Source organism: Streptomyces sp. NPDC006643 (assembly GCF_042870175.1).
GTDB lineage: Bacteria > Actinomycetota > Actinomycetes > Streptomycetales > Streptomycetaceae > Streptomyces.
Genome location: NZ_JBIAHA010000025.1, coordinates 1 through 16906, shown reverse-complemented (window position 1 = coordinate 16906; position 16906 = coordinate 1). Strand labels below are relative to the sequence as shown.

6 protein-coding genes and 1 pseudogene are annotated in these 16906 nt (G+C 70.6%); 2 read left to right on the top strand and 5 right to left on the bottom strand.

Features of this window, described 5'->3' with window-relative positions:
* The first annotated feature begins 125 nt into the window (after nucleotides 1-125).
* Nucleotides 126-875 (top strand): AfsR/SARP family transcriptional regulator, encoded by a 750-nt coding sequence (locus ACFYNU_RS29815; RefSeq protein ID WP_356597047.1) that lies wholly within the window; start codon nucleotides 126-128, stop codon nucleotides 873-875.
* Nucleotides 876-944: 69 nt separating this feature from the next.
* Here the strand turns inward: ACFYNU_RS29815 and ACFYNU_RS29810 are convergent, their stop codons facing one another.
* From ACFYNU_RS29810 to ACFYNU_RS29790, 5 genes are all read right to left on the bottom strand, one after another.
* Nucleotides 945-1733 (bottom strand): alpha/beta fold hydrolase, encoded by a 789-nt coding sequence (locus ACFYNU_RS29810; protein ID WP_356597045.1) that lies wholly within the window; start codon nucleotides 1731-1733, stop codon nucleotides 945-947.
* Nucleotides 1730-1957 carry an acyl carrier protein gene (locus ACFYNU_RS29805; RefSeq protein ID WP_356597043.1) on the bottom strand — a complete coding sequence of 76 codons (228 nt, stop codon included), beginning with the start codon at nucleotides 1955-1957 and terminating at the stop codon, nucleotides 1730-1732. The genes ACFYNU_RS29810 and ACFYNU_RS29805 overlap by 4 nt, the downstream gene beginning before the upstream one ends.
* Entirely contained in the window at nucleotides 1941-3866 is a 1926-nt protein-coding gene (locus tag ACFYNU_RS29800) for an HAD-IIIC family phosphatase (RefSeq protein WP_356597041.1), read from the bottom strand. The genes ACFYNU_RS29805 and ACFYNU_RS29800 overlap by 17 nt, the downstream gene beginning before the upstream one ends.
* A 6-nt stretch (nucleotides 3867-3872) precedes the next feature.
* Complete coding sequence (locus ACFYNU_RS29795) at nucleotides 3873-4904, bottom strand: 3-oxoacyl-ACP synthase III family protein (protein WP_356597039.1); 1032 nt, start codon at nucleotides 4902-4904, stop codon at nucleotides 3873-3875.
* 184 nt (nucleotides 4905-5088) lie between these two features.
* Nucleotides 5089-6636, bottom strand: a complete 1548-nt coding sequence (locus ACFYNU_RS29790) for an aldehyde dehydrogenase family protein (protein ID WP_356597037.1) — start codon at nucleotides 6634-6636, stop codon at nucleotides 5089-5091.
* A 247-nt stretch (nucleotides 6637-6883) separates the two neighbouring features.
* Between ACFYNU_RS29790 and ACFYNU_RS29785 the strand changes: the two are divergent.
* Nucleotides 6884-16906 (top strand): annotated as a pseudogene (locus ACFYNU_RS29785) (SDR family NAD(P)-dependent oxidoreductase); the annotation flags it as partial.

Genomic DNA, 16906 nt, shown 5'->3' with positions numbered 1-16906 from the left:
TAGGGGTTGAGTGGCGGGTGCAGCCATGGGAGCGTTGCTCCTGGTCGATTTCATCGAATTCGACAACTGGGGGATAATTGCGTTACGACATTCTTGGCCCATTACGGGTGGTTGACGTGCACGGCATGAGATTTATCAGTGCACGCAAGATGGAAGTTCTGCTGGCCGCGCTGCTTTCGCGGTCAGGTCAGGTCGTCACTACCGGACAGCTATTCACCGAGCTGTGGGGGGAGAACCCGCCCCGTCGGGCGAGCGCTTCGCTGCACGTCTACATCTCGCAGCTCCGCGCGTTCCTCAGCCGTCCCGGTCAGTCACAGAGCTCCATCGTCACCCGGTCACCCGGCTATCTGATCCAGGTCGGCGCCGACGACGTCGACGCCCTGGACTTCGCAAGCAAAGTCGAGGAGGGGCGTACCCACGCCGCCTTCGGCCGCCACGAAGAAGCGGTGGCCTCTCTTGAGGCGGCGCTGGCACTCTGGCGAGGCCCGGCCCTGCACGACCTGCGCGACGGCCCGCTCGTCAACACCTATGTGACCTGGCTCGAAGAGACCAGGGTCGAGTGCCACGAGATGCTCATCGAGAACTACCTCAGGCTCGGACGCCACCGGGAGGTGGTGGGCCGGCTACAGATGCTCATCGTCGAGTATCCACTCCGCGAGGTCTTCTACCGCTATCTCATGATCGCTCTGCACCGCGCGGAGCGACGGGCGGAGGCCCTCCACGTCTACCAGTTGGTGAGGCGCGCTCTCAACGAAGAACTCGGACTGGAGCCGTGCCGCTCTCTGCGGGAGCTGCAACAGGCAATCCTCAACGGCGAGGACGCGCCAGACATGCTCCTGGACGGGCCGCGCAGTCCGCTGCTCAACGCCCGTTGACCAAGAGAGCCCCCCACAAGAGCGGCCCCTGCCCGGAAGGGCGGGGGCCGCAGTCGCGTGCGTACCGGATCAGACGCGGCCTCCCACGAAGGCGCCCATGGACACGGGCACCCGCACCGTGTCGAGTACGTCCCGCAGCCGGCCCAGGAACGCGGCCTCCGACTCGCGGGTGAAGAAGTGACCACCGGGGAACCAATGGGCACGGAACGCGCCCGTCGTGCGGTCGGCCCACTGTTCCGCCTCCTCCACGGGGACCAGCGAGTCGTCGAGCCCCGCGAACACATCGACCGGGCAGCTCAGCAGCGCGCCGCCGGGGCGCTCCGGCCGACTGCCGCACAGCCGCAGGTCGTTACGGAGCAGCCCCAGCGCCCACTTCATCCACTCGGGGTGGTTCAGCAGCGCGGCGGACGTCCCGCCGCCGGCCAGCATCAGCTCAAGCAGCTCCCGGTCGGCCAGCTCGGCCAGCGCCCCGAGCCCCGCCACACCGGCGCGCCCCGGCGCCGCACACGCGCCCGCGATCAGCCGCTCCGGCGGCCGGGAGCCACGCTCCTGGCGCAGCAGCGTCAGATCGTGCGCGATCAGTGCGCCCATGCTGTGCCCGTACAGCACATACGGACCGTCCAGGAACGGGCCGAGCTGCGCGTCGAGTTCGTCGACCAGCACATCCATGGACCGGACCGCCGGCGTCCTGACACGCTTCTCCCGGCCCGGCAGTTGTACGGGCATCACATCGATGTCCGGCCCCAGCTTCTCCTGGAGACCCCGGTACGCCGACGCGGCGCCGCCCGCGTGATGGAAGCAGACGAGCCGCAGCGCGGCGTCCGCCACGGGCGGGCGTACCAGGCACGGCGCGGTCATCGGCCGCCCGCCAGGTCGTAGACCTCCTTGAGGCTCCCGGCCTCCAGCATGTCGGGCAGCGAGACGGGGCGCCGCGTCTCCCGCTCCAGCAGGGAGAGGAGGGTGATCAGATGCACCGAGTCCCAGCCGGGCACGCTGTCCCAGCTCTTGCCGACCGTCTCCACGGTCACCTCGATGCCCAGTTCCTCATGGATCAGAGTGACGAATTCAGCCAGGCTGTTCACTCGGGATTCCCTTCGAGCCGTTGAAGTGGAAACTGAGCCGCACATGGGGCGCCGGGCCGGGCAGTGCGTCGAGAGTGTGACGGAACGTCACCGTCTCGCCGTCGTCGGCCACTTCGGCGAATCCCGCCTGCGGGTAGAAGGCCGCGACCTTGCCGTTCTTGGCGGACCGCCGGTACGACGCGATCACCTCGGTCGCGCCGTCCGCCTTCGCCTGTTCGAGCACGACGGCCAGACAGCTCCGCTCGATACCCCGGGAGAACACCCGGCAGCTGAGGAGGAAGTTGTCGATGTACGTGGTCGTGCCCTCCTGGCGGGTGAAGACCGCGCCCACCAGCCCGTTGTCGCCGAACCGGTCCGCCGAGGCGATGGCCAGCACGCGTGACGCCGGATCGGCGGCCAGCTCGCGGACCTGCTGCTCCTGGAGCCGTACCGTGGTGAGGTTGAACTGATTGGTACGCAACGTCATCTGCGAGACACGTGGCACGTCGCGCGGTTCGGTCTCGCGCAGTTGGACGGTGACACCGAGGTTGGCCAGATACTCGTCGAGCGAGTCGAAGCTGCCCAGGAAGTCGTTGCGGACCAGCTCGTCTCGGTAGCGGCTGGGACGTACCCGGTCCTCGGCGGTCAGATTCCGTACGTCGAACCAGCCGTCCCGCAGCAACTTCTCGACATGCAGGGCCGGTTCGGAGTCCAGCTGCACCACCGCCACCTCGGGCAGCTCGTGCCGCACCAGACCGCACTCGAAAGGACTGTCGTCGACGAACACGAACGAGTCGACACCCAGATTGAGATCGGCCGCCAGCTGCTCGATGTTCCCGTGCTTGGGATCCCAGTTGGCCACCACCCGCACGAAGTCGTCCTCGCGCAGCGCCATCCGGGGATGCGTCGACAGCACCTCGCGCACCGCGTCCTGGTCGTTCTTGCTCACCGCGGTCAGCAGCACGCCCTGGGAGGAGAGTTGCTTCAGCACCCGCTGGAAACCGTTGAACGCCTCACCCCGGTAGGTGTCGGCGACCTCGATGCCGTCGATGCTGGCGTCACCCAGGATGCCGCCCCACACCGTCTCGTCGAGATCGACCGCCAGCACCTTCTTGGCCCGGCCGGTGAGATGCCGTACGAGATGCCCGGCCTCCTTCGCGTACGCCGCGAGCAGACCGGACGACAGATGCGCCTTCGCGTACACACTGAGGCGCGCGTCGGCGGCGGGCACCCCGGCGGCCAGCCACGGTGCCACGTCGAGGACCGTCAGATGCGGATGCTCCGCGGTGAGCCGCAGCAGCCGCGCGTTCGCCTCGTGCCACAGCGCGGACACCTCGGCCCGCGACGTGTGATCCACCAACTGCGCGGTCACCGAACCCAGCAGCGGCAGCGTGTTCAGCACCAGCGGGCCCGACGCGACGGCGCCGTACCGCACCACCAGCCGCTCCAGCAGCGCGACCTTCTCGGCCAGCACCCGCTCCAGATCCGCCGGGCGCCACGGTACGGGCAGCTCGTCCAGCACGACGCGCTGATCGAGCAGACACAGCGTCAGATCGGGTGCGTAGGCGTACAGTCCGCTGTCCGGATCGGACAGATCGAAGACGTAGGAGTCGAACTCACTGACCCGGACCCGCAACAGCAGTCCCGCCCGGGCCAGTTGAGCGGTGAGGGCAGGCACCAGGTCACCGATCGTCCCGTGCCCCGTGACCGCGGCCTTGACCACCGGCACCGACGGGTGCAGGCGCCGTACCTCGTCGATGTCGACCCGTGCCAGCAGCCGTCCCGCGGCGCCGAGCTGATTCTCCGTCAGGTTGGTCAGCAGCCCGCGCACCCGCGGATATTGCTCCGCGAGACGTCCGTCCTTGTGCAGGGCGCGCAGTTCGTCGAGGGCGTCGTCAGCCGTGGCGGTGTAAGAACCGGAGGAGGACATCGGCGATCAGACCCTCTCCAGGGCGAAGCCCGCCTTGATCCACTTACTGGACTCCACCGTGATGCCCAGCGCCCGGTCACCGCCGACCATCTGCGGCAGCACCCGCTCCAACTGGATGAACGGCACGGCGTTCCCGGTGTTCGCGGTCTCCCGCACACAAGTGATCTCCTCCGCGCCGTTCATCTTCAGCGTCTCCGTCACACGCTCGGCCATCTTCCCCGACAGCTGGGGCGGCAGCAGATAGTCGACCTCGTGCTCGGTCCAGTGGAGATCGTCCAGGATCTCTTTGACGATCTCCGCCGACATCAGCGGCACCGACTCCTCGATCGCCTTGTAGTCCTCCTTGGCGGCCGGCTTGTCGAGATGCCGGTCCGCCAGACCGAACCACTCCACGGACTGCCCCGGCGCCCGCCCCTCACCGGTCACCCGGTGCACGACACGGCGCAGCGCGGTCGTGCCGGGCAGCTTGTCCCGGGTCAGGACCGCGGCACCCGCCCCGTCCCCGAACAGCAGCATGTTGACCAGCTCCGCCGGGGCCAGCTTGCGCATGTCGATCGTCAGATCGAAGTGCTTCACCAGCACATCGCCGCCCAGCACGAGCGCGTTGCGGCAGTCGCGGGCGAGAAGCAGCTGCCGGGCCAGCGCCAGTGCCTGATACGCCCCCGAACACCCCGACTGGAGCTGATAGCTCGGTATGTCATTGATACCCAGCCGCTCGGCGACCAGATTGACGGTGGTGGGCAGCAGCGCGTCGGGCGTGGCGGAGGCGAACACGATCACATCGATGTCGGACGGCCGCAGATCGGCCCGCTCCAGGGCCAGCCGGCCCGCTTCCGCACCCAGATCGACCAGCGAGGACGTGATCTCACCGCTGTCCAGGTCGACCGCCAGATGCCGGGTGCCCGTACCGATGAACGTGTCCACCCACTGCTCCCAGAGCCTGTCCAGGCCGAACCTCCTGGCCAGCGCGGCATTGTCCACCGGCGGCCCGGGAAGTGCGGAGGCGGCCGACAGGATTCGGATGTCTGAGGCGTCCATTGGCGGTCCTTTCTCACAGGTGCCGTACGGCTTGACATGCTGGTCGTGCGTGCTAAAGCCGCCCTTGCCCGGGCCTTTCCCTGTCCCTGGCAAGGGCGTGTCGCGAGGGCGTGTCGCAAGGGCGTGTCGCGAGTGCTTGTCGCGAGGGCCGGACACCGGTCGCGCGTGCGCCGGCCGGGCGCGGTCAGCCGGGCAGCAGCGTGTAGTCGGGGTAGTTGCCCGGCAGACGCTCACCCGCCGGGCCGCGGGACACCGCGTGCATCAGCAGGTCACCGCCGACGAAGGCGCCACGCCAGGAATTGCCCTGACCGCCGAAGTGCTCCTCACGGTCACCACGCGAACGAGGCCTGTTGACGCCCAGCTTGAACGACCTGACCTCCGCGCCGATACGCAGCGCCGTCGTCTCGTCGTCGCAGGAGACCGTCGCCACCAGCGAACCGTTCGAGACGTTCATCGCCGACAGCAGCTCCGCCTCCGTGTCCACGACGACGATCGTGTCCACCGGACCGAACGGCTCCGCGTGGAACAGCGGCGACGAGTTCGGCGGTGACAGGATCGCCGCCGGCGGCAGATACGCGGACGTCTGCTGCCCCGGCAGGAACAGCCCGTCGGCCATCGACCCGCGATACAGCGGCAGACCACCGCCCGCGACCGCACCGTCCGTCAGATCCGCCAGCTCCTTCGCCTTGGCGTCGTTGATGAGCGGACCGAAGTCCAGCTCCGGATACGGGTCATCGGGCAGCTCCACGGCCAGCGGATGCCCGAACCGTACGCCCCGGACCGCCGGCAGATACGCCGCGAGGAACCGGTCGAGCAGCGAACGCTGCACCACGAAACGGGGATACGCCGTGCACCGCTGCTTCGCGTAGTCGAAGCTCTTCCGGATCTGCTCGGACAGCAGCCCCCAGTCGCTGTACTCCCACACACCCCAGGAGTTGAGGCCCTCCTGCTCCAGGAAGTGCCGGCGGCCCAGGCCCGCGAGACCGGCCGCCACCCGCGCCCCGGCGGCCCGCCCGCCGACGAACGCCACACATCCGATCTCCGGCGACCGCACGAGCGCCGGCGACAGCGCCGAGCCGCGCCCGCTGATGAGGGAGAGCGGCAGCCCCTCCCGTACGGCCAGCGCACCGGCCAGCGTCAGACAGGACAACCCGCCGTTGGTGGGCACCTTCGCGATGACCGCGTTGCCCGCCAGCGTCTGGACCAGCATCGCGTGCATGAGCACGCTCATCGGGTAGTTCCAACTGGCGATGTTGCTCACCGGGCCGTCCAGCGGGGCACGGCCCGCGAGCTGCCGCTCGCTCTGCACCACGTACCACCGCACCCCGTCGACACACCGGTCCACATCGGCACACGCCTGCTTCCACGGCTTGCCGATCTCCCACACCAGCAGCCGCGCCAGCAGCTCACGGTGCGACTCCAGCGCGTCCAGCGCCGCCGATACCCGCGCCTGACGCTCCCGCAGCGGAGTCCGCCGCCACTGCTGATGCAACTGGTGCGCCGCGCGCACCGCCTCGGCGGCCTCCGCGCCACTCAGCAGGGGCGGACCGGGAATCGGTGTGCCGTCGACGGGGGAGAGGGCCGGGGCGGCCTCTCCGTCGTGCTGCCAGGCGTCCGCCCAGCGGTTGCGTACGTGGTCGGGGCCGAACGCCTCGGGCGCCACCTGCACACAGCGCTCGTACGTCGCGGCCCAGGAGGTGCCGGCCTTCAGGGTCAGCTGGGGAGGCTGCATCGTTGGGGGTCCTCTCGTCGGTGTGTGCCTCGTGCGTCGCGGTCCGGCTGACGGTAAGGAGACGCCTTCAGCGCTCCTAAAGGCCAAGGCCGCCGTGACCCGCCCGGGTGCTCTTTAGAGCGCGGTTAGGGATGCGCAAGTCCCTTCGGCGACCTTTCTGGCGACCGGCCGTACCCGCTCGGCTCCGCCCGTACGGCCACACACTTCCTGGTTACTCCGGCCGCCAAGGGGACTGCTGCACATGGCGAATGAAGACAAGCTCCGCGCTTATCTGAAGCGGGTCACCACAGACCTCCAGCAGACGCGCGACCGTCTGCACCAGGCCGAGTCCCGGAATCACGAGCCGATCGCCATCGTCGGCATGGCATGCCGCTACCCCGGCGGCGCCCGGTCCCCCGAGGACCTGTGGCGGCTCGTCGCCGACGGCACCGACGCCATCACCGAACTCCCCGCCGGCCGGGGCTGGGACCTCGACGCGCTGTACGACCCGGACCCGCGGCGCTCCGGCACCTGCTACACGCGGCACGGCGGATTCCTCCACGACGCGGACGAGCACGACCCGGAGTTCTTCGGCATCAACCCGCGCGAAGCCCTCGCCATGGACCCCCAGCAGCGGCTGCTGCTGGAGACCAGCTGGGAGGTCTTCGAACGGGCGGGCATCGACCCGCTCGCCCAACGCGGCAGCCGGACCGGGGTGTTCACCGGCGTCATGTACAACGACTATGGCTCCCGCTTCGGCGACGCCGGCCGAATCCCCGAGGGCCTCGACGGATACATCGTCAACGGCAGCGCGGGCAGCGTCGCCTCCGGCCGTATCTCGTACACCTTCGGCTTCGAAGGCCCGGCCGTCTCCGTCGACACGGCGTGCTCCTCCTCCCTCGTCGCCCTGCACCTGGCCGTACAGGCACTGCGCCGCGGCGAGTGCGACCAGGCCCTCGCGGGCGGCGTCTGCGTCATGTCGACCCCCGCGTCGCTCATCGACTTCAGCCGCCAGCGCGGACTGGCCGAGGACGGCCGCGTCAAGGCCTTCGCGGACGGCGCCGACGGCACCAGCCTGGGAGAAGGCGCCGGGCTGCTCCTGGTGGAACGGCTCTCCGACGCCCGCCGGCTCGGACACACCGTGCTCGCCGTGGTACGCGGCTCCGCCGTCAACCAGGACGGCCGCAGCAGCCAGCTGACCGCCCCCAACGGCCCCTCCCAGGAGCGGGTGATCCGCCAGGCACTCGCCGACGCCCGGCTCACCCCCGCCGACATCGACGCGGTCGAGGCCCACGGCACCGGCACCTCCCTCGGCGACCCCATCGAGGCCCGCGCCCTGCTCGCCACCTACGGACAGGGGCGCCGCGACGACCAGCCCCTGTGGCTCGGCTCGGTCAAGTCCAACATCGGGCACGCGCAGTCCGCTGCCGGAGTCGCGGGTGTGATCAAGATGGTGATGGCGATGCGCCATCGCGTCCTGCCCGCCACGCTCAACGTGGGCGCGCCCACGTCCCATGTGGACTGGACCGAGGGCGCGGTGTCCGTGCTCGCCGAGGCACGCCCGTGGGAGAAGGAGACGGGACCACTTCGGGCCGGCGTCTCCTCCTTCGGCATCAGCGGTACGAACGCCCACGTGCTCCTGGAGGAACCGGCCGCCGATGACGCCGACGCGGCTGCGGCAGGCGGTGTGCCGGTCGGCGGTGCGAGGGCTGGCGGTGCGAGGGTTGGCGGCTCCGGTGACGGGGCGGAGACCGCCGAGGCTTCCGACAGCGTTTCCGGTAGCACCGACGGCAGCGTTTCCCCGGCGGCCGGTCCCGGCCCCCTGCCCTGGGTGCTCTCCGCTCGCAGCGCCAAGGCCCTCGCCGGCCAGGCCGAACGGCTGCTGAAGCACCTGGACGACGAGCCCACCGCGCGCCCCGCCGACATCGGCCAGGCGCTCGCCACCACCCGCGCCCGCCTCAGCCACCGCGCTGTCATCGTCGGCGAGGACCGTGCGGAGTTCGTACGCGGCCTCACCGCCCTGGCCGCCGGTATGTCCGCCCCGCACCTGCTGACCGGCACCGCCGCGGGCGGACTCGCCCGTACCGCCTTCCTGTTCACCGGACAGGGCAGTCAGCGGCCCGGCATGGGCGGCGAACTCCACGCCGCCTTCCCCGTGTACGCGGAAGCCTTCGACGCCGCGTGCGCACAACTCGATGTCCACCTGGCGCCGCAACTCCGCCACTCGCTGCGCGACATCGTCTTCGCCGCCGCCGGAACGCCCGAGTCCGCCCTGCTCGACGAGACCGTGTGCACCCAGGCAGCGCTCTTCGCCGTGGAGACGTCCCTCTTCCGGCTCGTCACGTCCCTCGGCGTGCGCCCCGACGTCCTGATCGGCCACTCCATCGGCGAGCTGGCCGCCGCCCATGTCTCCGGTGTGCTGTCACTGGCCGACGCCTGCGCCCTCGTGGCAGCCCGCGGCCGGCTCATGCAGGCCCTGCCCAAGGGCGGCGCCATGGTCTCGCTCCAGGCCACCGAGGACGAGGTGCTTCCGCTCGTCGACGACGCGGCGCGGCGCGACAAGGTGTCCGTCGCCGCGCTCAACGGCCCGCGCGCCGTCGTCGTCTCCGGCGACGAGGAGGCGGTGACGGAGATCGCCGCACACTTCACCGCACTCGGCCGCAAGACCAAGCACCTGCGGGTCAGCCACGCCTTCCACTCACCGCTCATGGACCCGATGCTGGACGAATTCCGCCGCGTCGCCGAAGGACTGACCTACCACCGCCCCGAGATCCCCCTCGTCACCAATGTGACCGGACGGCGGGCCACCGCCGACGAACTGACCTCACCCGAGCACTGGGTACGCCACGTGAGGGGAGCGGTGCGCTTCCACGACGGCATCCGCCATCTCGCGGACGACGGCGTCACCCGCTACCTCGAACTCGGTCCCGGCGGCGTCCTGACAGCGGCGGCACAGGACTGCCTCGACGCCGACGCCGACGCCGACAGTGTGGGCGCCCGGCGCGACGACGGGCCGGTGACGGCACTCGCGCCCGCCCTGCGCAAGGACACCGGCGAAGTCCGCTCCCTCCTCACCGCACTCGGCCGGATCCACATCAACGGCGCCACCGCCGACTGGGACGCCGTCTTCGCGTCCGCCCACCCCCGCCGCGTCGCACTCCCCACCTACGCCTTCGAACGCAACCGCTACTGGCTGAACGTCCCCCCGGGAGCGTCCGACGCCACCAGCCTCGGTCTGACGGCCGCCGACCATCCGCTGCTCGGCTCGGCGATCTCCCTCGCCGACAGCGACGGGGTCGTCCTCACCGGCAGGCTCGCCCGCGACACCCACCCCTGGCTCACGGACCACGCGGTCGGCGGCACCGTCATCCTGCCCGGCGCCGCGTTCGTGGAACTCGCGATACGGGCGGGCCACGAGGTGGGCTGCGACCAGGTCGCCGAACTGGCCCTGGAAGCACCCCTGTTGCTGCCCGAACGCGGCGGCGTCCAGATACAGGTCCTGATCGGCGCCGCCGACGAGACCGGCCGGCGCGGCGTAACCGTGCACTCCCGCGACGACGATACGGCGGCCGACGACACCTGGGTCCAGCACGCCACCGGCCTGCTCGCCAACAGCCTGCTCACTCCCGCGGCCGGTCCCGGCGCCGGCGCCGGATGGGACCTGACCGCATGGCCGCCGCCCGCCGCCGAAGCCCTCGCCGTCGAGGACTTCTACGACGACCTCGCGGCTGCCGGCTACCACTACGGCCCGGCGTTCCGCGGCGTACGCGCCGCATGGCGCGCCGGCGAGGACATCTATACCGAGGTCGAGCTGCCGACCGGCCCCGGGGACGACGGCCGGTCCCCGTCCGGCGGTGACGACGCGGCCCGCTTCGGTCTGCACCCCGCCCTGCTCGACGCCTCGCTGCACGGCATCGGACTGTGGCGTGAGGGCGACGACGATCCGCAGGTGCTGCCATTCGCCTGGAGCGGAGTGACCCTGCACGCGGCGGGCGCGACCGCGCTGCGGGTACGGCTCACCCGCCAGAGCCCCGAGAAGATCACCGTACGGGTCGCCGACCCGGCCGGAGCCCCCGTGGCCACCGTCGACACCCTTGCCCTGCGCCCCGTCACCATGGAGCAGCTGACCGGCGCCGCAACCGGGCCGCGCCGCTTCGAGGACCTGTACCACCCGACGTGGACCCCGCTCGCCGTCCTGCCGACCGCCGGAAGCGCCGACACCGGTGCCGACAGGGGGAGTTGGGCGGTTCTCGGCGACGCTTCGTCATTGCCTGACCTGGGCGCCCGCGCCCGTACGTACGCCGACGTGGACGCACTCGCCTCTGCCGTCGAGGACGGTGAGCGGGCACCGGAACTGGTGCTGCTGCCGTACGCGGCGACCACCGGCGCCGCCGACCCCGACGCCGTACGGGACATCACCACGCACCTTCTCGGCACCCTCCAGCGCTACCTGTCCGACGAGCGGCTCACCGGCGCCCGGCTGGCCGTCATCACCCGGGGCGCCGTGGCCACCGACGGGCGGGAGCACGCCGACCCGGTGCACGCCGCGGTATGGGGCCTGGTCCGTACGGCGGAGCTGGAGCACCCCGGCCGACTGCTGCTCGCCGACCTGTCGGCATCCGAGAGCGACCTGCCCGAAGACTTCCGCACGACGTTCACCGCCGCCGTCGCGGCCGTCCTCGCCGCCGACGAGCCCCAGTTCGCCCTTCGGGGCGACACCGCGCGGATCCTCAGACTGACCCGGATCAGCGGCGAGCAGGCCGCCATGGTCCCACCGGCCGGCGCCGCCGCCTGGCGGCTCGACACCAGCTCCCGCGGCACGCTTGAGAACCTCGCCCTCATCCCCGCCCCGGAAGCCGGATCCCCCGCCGGCCCCGGGCAGGTGAGGGTTGCCATGCGTGCCGCGGGCCTCAACTTCCGTGACGTACTGATCGCGTTGGGCGTCTACCCCGGTGACGCCGCCATGGGCGGTGAAGGCGCCGGAATCGTCATCGAGACCGGCGAGGGAGTCACCGGGATCGAGACCGGCGACCACGTCGTGGGCATGTTCCCCGGCTCGTTCGGACCGTACGCCGTGACCGACCAGCGCATGATCACCCAGCTGCCCCACGGCTGGAGCTTCGAGGACGCCGCGTCCGTACCGATCGCCTTCCTCACCGCCTACCTCGGTCTCGCGGACATCGCCCGACTCGCCCCCGGCGAACGGGTCCTGGTGCACGCGGGCGCCGGCGGCGTCGGCATGGCCGCCATCCAACTGGCCAAGCACTGGGGCGCCGAGGTCTTCGCCACCGCGTCCGAGGGCAAGTGGGACACCCTGCGCGCCCTCGGCCTCGACGACGACCACATCGCGTCGTCCCGCACCCTCGACTTCGAGGAGCGCTTCCGCGCCGCCACGGACGGACGCGGAATGGACGTCGTACTGGACTCGCTGGCCGGAGAGTTCGTCGACGCCTCGCTGCGCCTGCTCGCGGAAGGTGGCCGCTTCGCCGAGATGGGCAAGACCGACATCCGTGATGCCGGTGAAGTCCTCGCCGAACACCCACAATTGACGCTCTATCAGGCATTCGACCTACTGGACCTGGCGAACGACGACCCCCAGCGCATCCACTCCATGCTCACGGACGTCGTCACGCTCCTGGACGCCGGGCTCATCAACGGCCTGCCGGTCGCCACCTGGGACGTACGCCGCGCACCCGAGGCATTCCGCTTCATGAGCCAGGCACGCCACACCGGCAAGATCGTGCTGACGCTGCCCCCCGCCCTCGCCCCCGCCCCCGGCATCGAAGGGACCGTCGAGGGGAGCACGGACGGGATCACCGAGGGGACCACTCTCATCACCGGTGGCACCGGAGGGCTGGGCGCGGTGGTGGCGCGGCACCTGGTGACGGAACACGGCGCGCGGCACCTGCTGCTGGTCAGCCGGCGCGGCCCGGACACGGCCGGAGCCCGCGAACTGGCCGCCGAACTAGGCGAATTGGGCGCGACTGTCACGGTCGCGGCCTGCGACGTCGCCGACCGCCAGGCCCTGACCCAGCTGCTGGACACCATCCCCGACGAGCACCCCCTGACCGCCGTGATCCACGCCGCGGGCATCCTCGACGACGGGCTGCTGGAAGCGCAGACCCCCGAACGCCTCGACGCCGTCCTGAGGGCGAAGGCCGACGCCGCCTGGAATCTGCACGAACTCACGCGGGACTCGGCTCTGTCGGCGTTCGTCCTCTTCTCGTCGGTGGCAGGCGTACTGGGCAATCCCGGACAGGCGAACTACGGCGCGGCGAACGCGTATTTGGACGGGCTGGCGAGCCACCGCCGCTCGCTGGGGATGACCGGTCAGTCCCTGGCATGGGGCATGTGGGCCGACGCAGGAGGTATGACGGGCGCACTCGGCGCTGCGGACCACGAGCGGCTGGCCCGAGGCGGCATCCGGGCACTGTCCCGGGAACAGGGACTCGCCTTGTTCGACACGGCGTTGAGCGCCGAGGCGGCGGTACTCGTACCGGCCGGGTTCGATGTCCCCGCGCTACGGGCGCGGCTCCAGCGCGGCGATGCGGTGCCGGCGGCACTGCGAGCCCTGGCGCCGTCGACCGGTCGGACAATGGCACGCGCCGGCACCGGGTCGACCGGTGCGAAGGGCCTGGCGGGACGGCTGGCCGTGATGCCGGCCACGGAGCGGGAACGGTTCCTGCTCGACGTCGTACGCGGCGAGATCGCGGCGGTCCTCGGCCACGCGTCGCCGGACACGGTGGACACCGGACGGGCCTTCAAGGAGCTGGGCTTCGACTCCCTGACCGCAGTCGAACTCCGTAACCGCCTCAACGCCGCCACCGGCCTCACCCTGTCCAGCACCCTCATCTTCGACCACCCCACACCGCGGGCACTGACCGACCACATCGCGTCCGGCCTCGGCGTACTGGGCGCCGACACACCGGACACCGCAGCCACATCAGCCGCGCAGACCGCCTTCGTCGCCGATGAGCCGGTGGCGATCGTGGGCATGGCGTGCCGCTTCCCGGGCGGTGTGTCGTCGCCGGAGGACCTGTGGCGGCTGGTCGCGGAAGGCACGGACGCGATGTCCGGCTTCCCCACCGACCGAGGCTGGGACCTGGACGGCCTCTTCCACCCCGACCCGGAGAACTCCGGCACGTCCTACGTACGAGACGGCGGATTCCTCCACGACGCGGGGGAGTTCGACGCCGCCTTCTTCGGGATCAGTCCGCGTGAGGCCATGGCGATGGATCCGCAGCAGCGGTTGCTGCTGGAGACGGCCTGGGAGGCGCTTGAGCGCTCCGGCATCGCGCCCGACTCGCTGCGCGGCAGCCGGACCGGCGTCTTCGCCGGAGTCATGCACGAGGACTACGGAGCGGGCCTGGCCGAGCCCGGATCACAGGCGGCACCAGAACTTGAGGGCTACTTCGCGACCAGCACCTCGGTCAGCATCGCGTCGGGCCGTATTTCGTACTCGCTGGGTCTCGAGGGTCCGGCGGTGTCGGTGGATACGGCGTGTTCGTCGTCGTTGGTGGCGCTGCACATGGCGGCGCAGTCGTTGCGCCAGGGCGAGAGCACGCTGGCGCTGGCGGGCGGAGTGACCGTCATGGCCGCACCAGCACCCTTCATCGCGTTCAGCCGCCAGCGGGGCCTCTCCGTCGACGGTCGTTGCAAGCCGTTTGCGGATGCGGCGGATGGTACGGGGTGGGGTGAGGGTGTCGGTCTGCTGGTGTTGGAGCGGTTGTCGGATGCGGAGCGTCATGGGCATCGGGTGCTGGCGGTGTTGCGGGGTTCGGCGGTGAATCAGGATGGTGCGAGCAATGGTCTGACGGCGCCGAACGGTCCGTCGCAGGAGCGGGTGATCCGGCAGGCGCTGGCGGGTGCGGGGCTGGCTGCGGCCGAGGTGGACGCGGTGGAGGCGCATGGTACGGGTACGCGGCTGGGTGACCCGATCGAGGCGCAGGCGCTGCTCGCGACGTACGGGCAGGGGCGTCCGGAGGACCGGCCGCTGTATCTGGGGTCGGTGAAGTCGAACATCGGTCATACCCAGGCTGCCGCGGGTGTGGCGGGTGTGATCAAGATGGTCATGGCGATGCGGGCGGGCGTACTGCCGCAGTCACTGCACGTCGACAAGCCGTCGGAGCATGTCGACTGGACAGCGGGGGCGGTTGAACTGCTCGCGGAGGCACGCCCCTGGCCTGACGTGGAACGCCCGCGCCGGGCCGGCGTCTCCTCCTTCGGCATGAGCGGCACGAATGCGCATGTGATTGTGGAGGAGGCGCCGACGACGGTAGTGGATGTGGCGGAGCCAGGGGAGTTGGGGCCGGTGCCGTGGGTGTTGTCGGCGAGGTCGGCGGTGGCGTTGCGGGAGCAGGCGGGTCGTCTGTCGGCGGTTGCGGGTGCTGATCCGGTGGCGGTGGCACGGGCGTTGGTCACCTCGCGGGCCGGGTTTGATCATCGGGCGGTGCTGCTCGGTGAGTCGGTGGAGGAGTTGCTGGCCGCAGCCGGGGCGTTGGCCTCGGGTGAGCCGTCGCCGTATGTGGTGACGGGTCAGGTCGGGTCGGGTGCTGGGCGGACGGTGCTGGTGTTCCCCGGGCAGGGCTCGCAGTGGGCGGGTATGGCCGTGGAGCTGGCCGAGGCGCTGCCTGCGTTCCGGGACCGCCTGGACGAATGCGCGGCGGCGCTGGCGGAGTTCACCGACTGGAACTTGTGGGACGTCCTGAACGAAGCTGAGGGTGCCTCCTCACTGGAGCGGGTGGATGTGGTCCAGCCGGTGTTGTGGGCGGTGATGGTGTCACTGGCCGCCGCGTGGGCCGACCTGGGGGTGGTGCCGGATGCGGTGGTGGGTCATTCGCAGGGTGAGATCGCGGCGGCGACGGTCGCGGGGATTCTGACGCTCCAGGACGGCGCCCGCATCACCGCCCTGCGGTCCCAGGCCCTCACCGCGCTCGCCGGCACCGGCGGCATGGTCTCCGTCCCGCTACCGGCAGATGAGGTCCAGGCCCATCTCGACGCCCACGCACCCACGCTGACGATTGCCACGATCAACGGTCCGGCGTCCACGGTGATCGCCGGTGACGTCACCGCGTTGGAAACCATCCTGGACTGGTACGAGTCCCAGGACGTCAGGGCACGGCGTATCGATGTCGACTACGCCTCCCACACCCCCCACATCGACCAACTCCAGAACACCCTCAACGGCCTGCTGGCCCCGGTCACCCCCCGGGCGGTGACGGACATTGCGTTCTACTCCACCGTCACCGGCGAACGCGTCACCGACACCACCACCCTGGATGCCGGGTACTGGTACCAGAACCTGCGACAGACCGTCCGGTTCGAGACCACCACCCGCACTCTCCTGGCCGACGGCTACCACCTGTTCATCGAGGCGAGCCCCCACCCCGTCCTCACCATCGGCATCCAGGACACCACCGACAGCGACCCTGGCGTCACGGTTCTCGGCACTCTGCGGCGACAGCAGGGCACGCTCGCGCAGCTCCTGACCTCCGCCGCCCAGGCCCACACCACCGGCACCCCCATCAACTGGACCCGTCTCCTGCCTGAAACATCCGAGACGGTCGACCTGCCGACCTATCCGTTCCAGCGTGAGTCGTACTGGCTGAAGTCCTCCTCCCGTCCGCAGGACGCGACGTCGCTGGGCCTGTCGGGCAGTGAGCACGCCCTGCTCGGGGCGCGGATCGACCTCGCCGACACCACCACCCTCTTCACCGGCCGGCTCTCCCTCAACACCCATCCCTGGCTCGCCGACCACGCGGTGGCCGGCACCGTCCTCCTGCCCGGGGCAGCCCTGGTCGACCTCGCCCTCCACGCCGGACTCCACACCGGCCACCCCCACCTCGCCGAACTCACCCTCCACGCACCCCTCATCCTCGACCCCGCCACGCCGCGCCAACTGCATGTCAACCTTGAACCCGCCCGCGACGGAACACGCGCTCTCATCATCCACTCCCGCCCCGACGACGACACCGGTGCCGAGTGGGTTCAGCACGCCGACGGCCTCCTGACGCAGACTCAACCGGTCCCGGCCCAGCCGTCCACGACCTGGCCGCCCCCGGGGGCCGACCCCATCGACGTCACCTCTCTCTACGAGGACCTGCACGCCCGCGGCTACCACTACGGCCCCCTCTTCCAGGGCCTGACCACCGCCTGGAAACACGGCAACGACCTCTACGCCGAGATCGTGCTCCCCGAGAACACCGACACCACCGGCCACACCATCCACCCCGCCCTCCTCGACGCAGCCCTCCACACCGCACTCCTCACCACCACCGACACCACCGAACTC

Coding starts and splice junctions, on each gene's coding strand:
- ACFYNU_RS29800 (WP_356597041.1), bottom strand. CDS start 3,866: ATGTCCTCCTCCGGTTCTTACACCGCCACGGCTGACGACGCCCTCGAC.
- ACFYNU_RS29815 (WP_356597047.1), top strand. CDS start 126: ATGAGATTTATCAGTGCACGCAAGATGGAAGTTCTGCTGGCCGCGCTG.
- ACFYNU_RS29790 (WP_356597037.1), bottom strand. CDS start 6,636: ATGCAGCCTCCCCAGCTGACCCTGAAGGCCGGCACCTCCTGGGCCGCG.
- ACFYNU_RS29795 (WP_356597039.1), bottom strand. CDS start 4,904: ATGGACGCCTCAGACATCCGAATCCTGTCGGCCGCCTCCGCACTTCCC.
- ACFYNU_RS29810 (WP_356597045.1), bottom strand. CDS start 1,733: ATGACCGCGCCGTGCCTGGTACGCCCGCCCGTGGCGGACGCCGCGCTG.